6 protein-coding genes are annotated in these 6,130 nt (G+C 41.8%); 4 read left to right on the top strand and 2 right to left on the bottom strand.

What is annotated here, in order from left to right; translation table 11 throughout:
- From ACTB00_RS16205 to ACTB00_RS16190, 4 genes are all read left to right on the top strand, one after another.
- Positions 1-205, top strand: a 205-nt coding sequence (locus ACTB00_RS16205) for a hypothetical protein (protein WP_463300955.1), incomplete at its 5' end; no start/stop codon positions are given.
- Positions 206-274: 69 nt separating this feature from the next.
- Positions 275-1,159 (top strand): GTPase Era, encoded by an 885-nt coding sequence (gene era / locus ACTB00_RS16200; RefSeq protein ID WP_463300954.1) that lies wholly within the window; start codon positions 275-277, stop codon positions 1,157-1,159.
- Positions 1,160-1,243: 84 nt separating this feature from the next.
- Complete coding sequence (gene der / locus ACTB00_RS16195; RefSeq protein ID WP_463300953.1) at positions 1,244-2,551, top strand: ribosome biogenesis GTPase Der; 1,308 nt, start codon at positions 1,244-1,246, stop codon at positions 2,549-2,551.
- Positions 2,552-2,673: 122 nt separating this feature from the next.
- Positions 2,674-4,272, top strand: coding sequence for a SulP family inorganic anion transporter (locus ACTB00_RS16190; RefSeq protein ID WP_463300952.1), 1,599 nt, complete (start codon positions 2,674-2,676; stop codon positions 4,270-4,272).
- Between the two features lie 59 nt (positions 4,273-4,331).
- Here the strand turns inward: ACTB00_RS16190 and ACTB00_RS16185 are convergent, their stop codons facing one another.
- Positions 4,332-5,099, bottom strand: a complete 768-nt coding sequence (locus ACTB00_RS16185; RefSeq protein ID WP_463300951.1) for a TIGR00266 family protein — start codon at positions 5,097-5,099, stop codon at positions 4,332-4,334.
- A gap of 98 nt (positions 5,100-5,197) precedes the next feature.
- Positions 5,198-6,127, bottom strand: coding sequence for a YihY/virulence factor BrkB family protein (locus ACTB00_RS16180; RefSeq protein ID WP_463300950.1), 930 nt, complete (start codon positions 6,125-6,127; stop codon positions 5,198-5,200).
- Positions 6,128-6,130 lie beyond the last annotated feature (3 nt).

Raw genomic sequence — 6,130 nt, 5'->3', positions numbered from 1 at the left:
CTATTTCCTTGTCCACGATGATTGTTTCCTGTTCCCTGAACGTTGCGGAGCGGTCGATTGGGACCATAAAAAGACCGCTCCAAAAATGAAGCGGTCCCGCGAGTTAAAAAAATTGATAACCCTCTGGAAAACTTGTGGGATAAGAGTGCAATTGCTTTTCTCAAAAAGTAAAACAGCACCGAATAGCGTATTTCCTAAAAATTAAGAACTTGATTTTTAACTGCTAAAAGGATATTGTTATCTTTGCCGAGCTTTTTAAAAGGAAATCAGGCAAATGGCACATAAATCAGGATTTGTAAACATCATTGGAAACCCGAATGTCGGGAAGTCAACCATCATGAATTCGCTGGTTGGCGAGCGGTTATCGATCATTACTAAGAAGATGCAAACGACTCGTCACCGAATAAAGGGGATTGTGAGTGGAGAGGATTTTCAAATCGTATATTCAGACACTCCAGGCATTTTGAAGCCCAATTACAAGCTTCAGGAATCGATGATGAAGTTTGTAAACACGGCATTGTCTGACGCTGACGTGATCATATACGTGACAGATGTGGTTGAGAAACCCGATAAAAATGCGGAGTATCTGGAAAAAGTTCGCAAGTCGAACGCCCCGGTAATTGTTTTGGTCAACAAAATTGATTTGTCGAACCAAGGTGATGTCATGAAGTTGTATGAATACTGGAAAGATCTTTTGCCGGCTGCTGATGTGTTTGCTGTTTCGGCTACCGAGCGTTTCAACATCGGACCTATTTTTGACCGCATTATTGAGTTGTTGCCCGAAGCACCTCCGTATTTCCCAAAAGATGAGTTGACGGATCGGAATGATCGGTTTTTTGTCTCTGAAATTATTCGGGAGAAAATACTGTTGTACTATCAAAAGGAAGTTCCCTATTCGGTTGAAATTGAGGTGGAAGAGTTTAAGGAAGAAGAGAAATTACTGCGCTTACGATGTGTGATTAATGTTGCACGCGACAGCCAAAAAGGTATTCTTATTGGGCACAAGGGAGCTGCCTTGAAGAAAGTAGGTACGCAGGCTCGGAAAGACATGGAAGAGTTTTTCCAGAAAAAAGTATTTATGGAGTTGTATGTTAAAGTATCTAAAGACTGGCGGGATAAAGATCGTATGTTGGGTAACTTTGGATATGATTTTCAGTAAAGAAGGAAGAGTGAAGCTGAAAGTGGAAACTCACCAAGGTAGGGTACTTGGAATTTGAAATTTATAAATGGAACAAAAGGAAGAATGGGCAATATAGTCGCTATAGTAGGAAGACCGAATGTCGGTAAATCAACCTTGTTTAATCGGTTGGTTGAAAGTAGGAAAGCCATTGTTGATGGTATTTCGGGTGTTACCCGCGACCGCAACTACGGTAAGGCGGTATGGAATGGTAAAGAGTTTTCGGTGATTGACACAGGCGGTTACGTTATTAACTCAGAAGATGTTTTTGAAGAAGAAATTCGCAAGCAAGTACACCTGGCAATTGATGAGGCTGATGTGATTTTATTTGCTGTTGATGTAGAAGGAGGAATTACCGATCTGGATCAGAATGTGGCTCATCTATTGCGTCGTTCTAAAAAGCCGGTTTTCCTTGCTGTCAACAAAGTTGATAACCACGAACGTATTATCGATTCGCACGAATTTTATGGCCTGGGCTTAGGCGAACTGTATTGTATTTCGGCCATGACTGGTAGCGGAACCGGCGAGCTGTTGGATGCCGTGGTAAATAGCTTTGTCAAAAAAGAGCCCTTGCCCGATGAGGAAGGCGTTCCGCGTTTTGCTGTTGTTGGCCGTCCTAACGTGGGGAAATCGTCATTCATTAATGCATTGACTGGCGTTGACCGGAATATTGTAACTGATGTTGCGGGAACAACACGAGATGCGATTAACACCCGCTACACAAAATATGGACACGATTTTTACCTGGTAGATACCGCAGGGCTTCGAAAGAAAGCTAAAGTTCACGAGGATTTGGAGTTTTATTCGGTGCTTCGGTCGGTTCGTTCTATCGAAGATTCTGATGTTTGTATGTTGTTAATTGATGCCACCCGTGGCGTCGAAGGTCAGGATTTGAGCATTTTCAACCTGATGATTAAAAACCGAAAAGGAGTAGTCATTTTGGTAAACAAATGGGATTTGGTTGAAAAGGACAATGCTTCGGTGAAGAAGTTTACCGAACAAATCCACGAACGCATTGCCCCGTTTGTCGATGTGCCAATCGTTTTTATGTCGGCATTAACCAAACAGCGTATTTTTAAAGCACTGGAACTGGCGATTGAAGTGTATGAGAACCGCCAACAAAAGTTGAAAACTTCAAAATTGAATGAAATCCTTTTAGAAGCTGTTGAAAAATACCCACCTCCATCAGTTAAAGGGAAATACATTAAAATTAAGTATGTGACTCAGTTGCCAAGTCCAACGCCTTCGTTTGCCTTGTTTGCCAACTTGCCACAATACATCAAGGATCCGTATCGTCGGTATATCGAAAACAAGATTCGCGACAGTTTTAACTTTAGCGGTGTGCCTTTGCAAATCTTTTTCAGGAAGAAATAGAGTCTGTAAACCGAACGCTTCATTTTACATTAAGGCATCATTAACAGATTGTCAAAGGACATGCTGTAGAGCATAGTTCAAGATTTAAAGTCTATTTTTGCGCGCTGACAAAGTATACGCGTATGAAGTTGAAGTATGATTTTAAGTTTATTGACAAGAAGCAGGGAACTGTTAAAGATGATATTCTCTCAGGATTAACCGTTTCATTAGCCTTGGTGCCAGAGGCCGTAGCATTTGCCTTTGTGGCAGGTGTCTCTCCTGTTATTGGTTTGTATGGAGCTTTTATGATGGGGCTTATAACTTCTATGATAGGAGGTCGTCCGGGAATGATTTCCGGAGCAACAGGAGCTATGGCCGTTGTAATGGTCAGTCTGGTGAAAGACGGAACTGCCATGGGAGGAGCCGGCGAAATGATGGGCTTACAGTATTTGTTTGCCACCCTTGTTTTAGTTGGGATAATACAAATGACGGTTGGATTTTTGCGATTGGGTAAGTTTATTCGATTGGTGCCTCACTCAGTAATGATGGGTTTTGTAAACGGACTGGCTATTGTTATCTTTCTTTCTCAACTCAATATGTTTAAAGTAGGCGGAGAATGGTTGAGTGGTGCGCCGCTTTTCACGATGCTCGGTTTGGTGGGTGGTACCATGCTTATTATGACTTTTCTACCTAAAATTAGCAAAGCGATACCAGCAGCCTTAGTTGGTATTTTGGTGATTTCGGCAATTGTGATATTTGGAGGAATTGAAACGGAAACCGTGAAAAGCTTTATTCAAGCTCGCGGAGGAACAGGTATAAAGGCAGGATTGCCGAGCTTTAATGTTCCAATGATTCCGTTGAATTTTGAAACCTTGAAATTTATTTTCCCATATGCGATAATTTTGGCTGCTGTTGGTTTGATTGAATCGCTGATGACCTTGAGTCTGGTTGATGAGCTGACCGAAACACGGGGGAGCGGAAACCGGGAATGTGCTGCACAGGGTGCTGCGAATCTGGTCAATGGTTTCTTTGGTGGTATGGGTGGATGTGCCATGATTGGTCAAAGTATTATCAATATAAAATCAGGTGGACGAAACAGATTATCCGGTATTGTGGCAGCCTTGTCATTGCTGGCGTTTATTTTGTTTGCTTCTGATTATATTGAAATGGTGCCAATTGCCGCTTTAGTTGGGGTGATGTTTATGGTGGTAATCGGAACATTTGCCTGGAGTACATTCAACGTCATTAATAAAATTCCGGTGGCAGACTTGATTGTTATCGTTTTGGTAACAGCATTGACTGTCATTTTTGATTTAGCCATTGCCGTGTTGGCAGGAGTTATTGTATCCGCGTTGGTGTTTGCCTGGGAAAATGCAGTTCGTATTCGTGCCAATACAAAGATTGATGAGCATGGAATCAAGCATTACGAGATTGTTGGTCCTCTTTTTTTCGGCTCTACAACTTTTTTTAACGGTAGGTTCGATGTGCAAAATGATCCTCAGGAAGTAGTTATTGACTTTAGAGAATCGCGAATTATGGATCAATCGGCTATTGAAGCAATCAACAAGCTGGATGAACGGTATCAAAAAGAAGGAAAAACCATTCACTTACGCCACTTGAGCAAAGACTGTATCAAGTTGATTAAAAGAGCCGAAAAGATTTGCGATGTGAATATTGTTGAAGATCCGAACTATCGTGTAGCGATTGATAACTATCGAAAACATTTAGAAACAACGTCATAAACAAAATAACAGATAACAAAAAAGCCGGTTTAAACCGGCTTTTTTGTTATCTGTATTGGTTAGTCTTGCAAAAACTGATTTAGTAAACCTCCGGATTCTTTCCGTTGGTTTCCACCTCTTGGTGATAGTTGGGCAATCAGTTTTCGGATTGGCATGGATTGCAACCAAACTTTCCCGGTTCCACGGAGGGAGGCCAGGAATATTCCTTCACCACCAAATACCATGGAGCGCAAACCGCCCGATTGTTCTACACTAAAATCAACAGTAGGTTCGTAAGCCACAATGCAGCCGGTGTCAACGCGTAAAACTTCGTTATTCAACTGCCGCTCAATGACTGTTCCGCCGGCATGAACGAAAGCGCTTCCATCACCGATAAGCTCTTGCATAATAAAACCTTCGCCGCCAAAAAAACCGGCTCCCAATCGTTTGTTAAAGGTGATCGAGATTTTGGTGCCCAACGCAGCACAAAGGAATGCGTCTTTTTGAACAATGATTCGGCCTCCCATGGATGCTAAATTAAGCGGGATGATTGTACCGGGATAAGGGGCAGAAAAGGCGACATGCTTTTTACCCCAGCCTTGATTGGCAAAGTGTGTCAGAAAAAGCGATTCGCCTGTAATAATGCGGGACCCGGCCGATAAAATTTTGTCGAAAAAGCCTGCTCTCGGATTGGAACCATCGCCTAACTTAGCTTCAAAGCTAATCCCGTCTTCCATGTAAATCATGGCACCAGCTTCCGCAATGACAGTTTCTCCCGGGTCGAGTTCCACTTCCACCAATTGGACATCGTGCCCGATAATTTTGTAATCAATTTCGTGTGATTGCATATCTGTTCAATTTTGAATTTATTTCTGAATCTAAATTTACAAATCGTTTTGCTTGATGAGTTAGATTTTCGACGAAATGATGATTTTTGGAGGTAAACTTAGTCTTCCTGCGCTTGTTGATGAGCTTCGTTTATGCTGGCGTTGAGCTCAAATCCAACTAGCAAAATTAATGACATTAAATAAAAAAGAAGTAGGATAACCAGCAGAGTTCCGATGGAACCGTAAAGTTTGTTGTACTGCCCAAAGTTGGTGATGTAATAGCTGAAGCCTATCATCACGAAAATACTTAAAAAAGTGGCTAGTGTTCCTCCAGGAGAAATGAAACGCCACTCGGTTTTCTTGGCCGGAGCAAAATAGTACAGAAAAGCAAAGGCAAAGAAAAACAAGGTGACGGTAATAATCCACTTTCCGATGGTGAGCAAATAGTAGGTGAACTTATCATTCAATAAACCCACTTTTAGCATGTAATCAATGGCAAATTGTCCTCCTGTAATTAGGGCAATGGAAAGCGTAATTAAAATGGAGAGAATAAATAAAAGCACCACTGCTGTTATCCGTTGACTTAGCCAACTCCTTCTTTTAAAGGTGTGTAGCGAGCCGTCAAAGGCACTCATCATGCTAGCCAGGCCATTGGTTGAAAAAATAAGAGCCATGAAAAAACCAAGTGAGAGTAAGTCTCCCCGCTGACGGGTTAAAATATCCTGAATGGTTTCTTCCACGGTCGAAAATGCATCGGGAGGAAGAAATTCCTGAATCAGTAAAAATAATTCCTGCTGAAAATTCTTGATTGGGATGTATGGAATTAGGGTAAACAGGAAAATAATGGCCGGAAAAAGTGCCAGAAAAAAACTAAAAGCAATTGCCGAAGCTCTGGTGGTGATGGATCCGTTGACAATACTGTGCCAAAAAAAGAGCCCAACATCATAAAGCGCAATATCATCAAAACCAGGCAAACTCGCCTTTCGGGCCCAAATTAAAAGCCGTTGAAAGAAACGCTTAATTTTATGCCTCCGTTTGCTGATGTTCATTCA

The organism is Sunxiuqinia sp. (assembly GCF_055140945.1).
The sequence above is the reverse complement of the archived record's forward strand: the minus strand, read 5'-3'. Positions and strand labels throughout refer to the sequence as shown.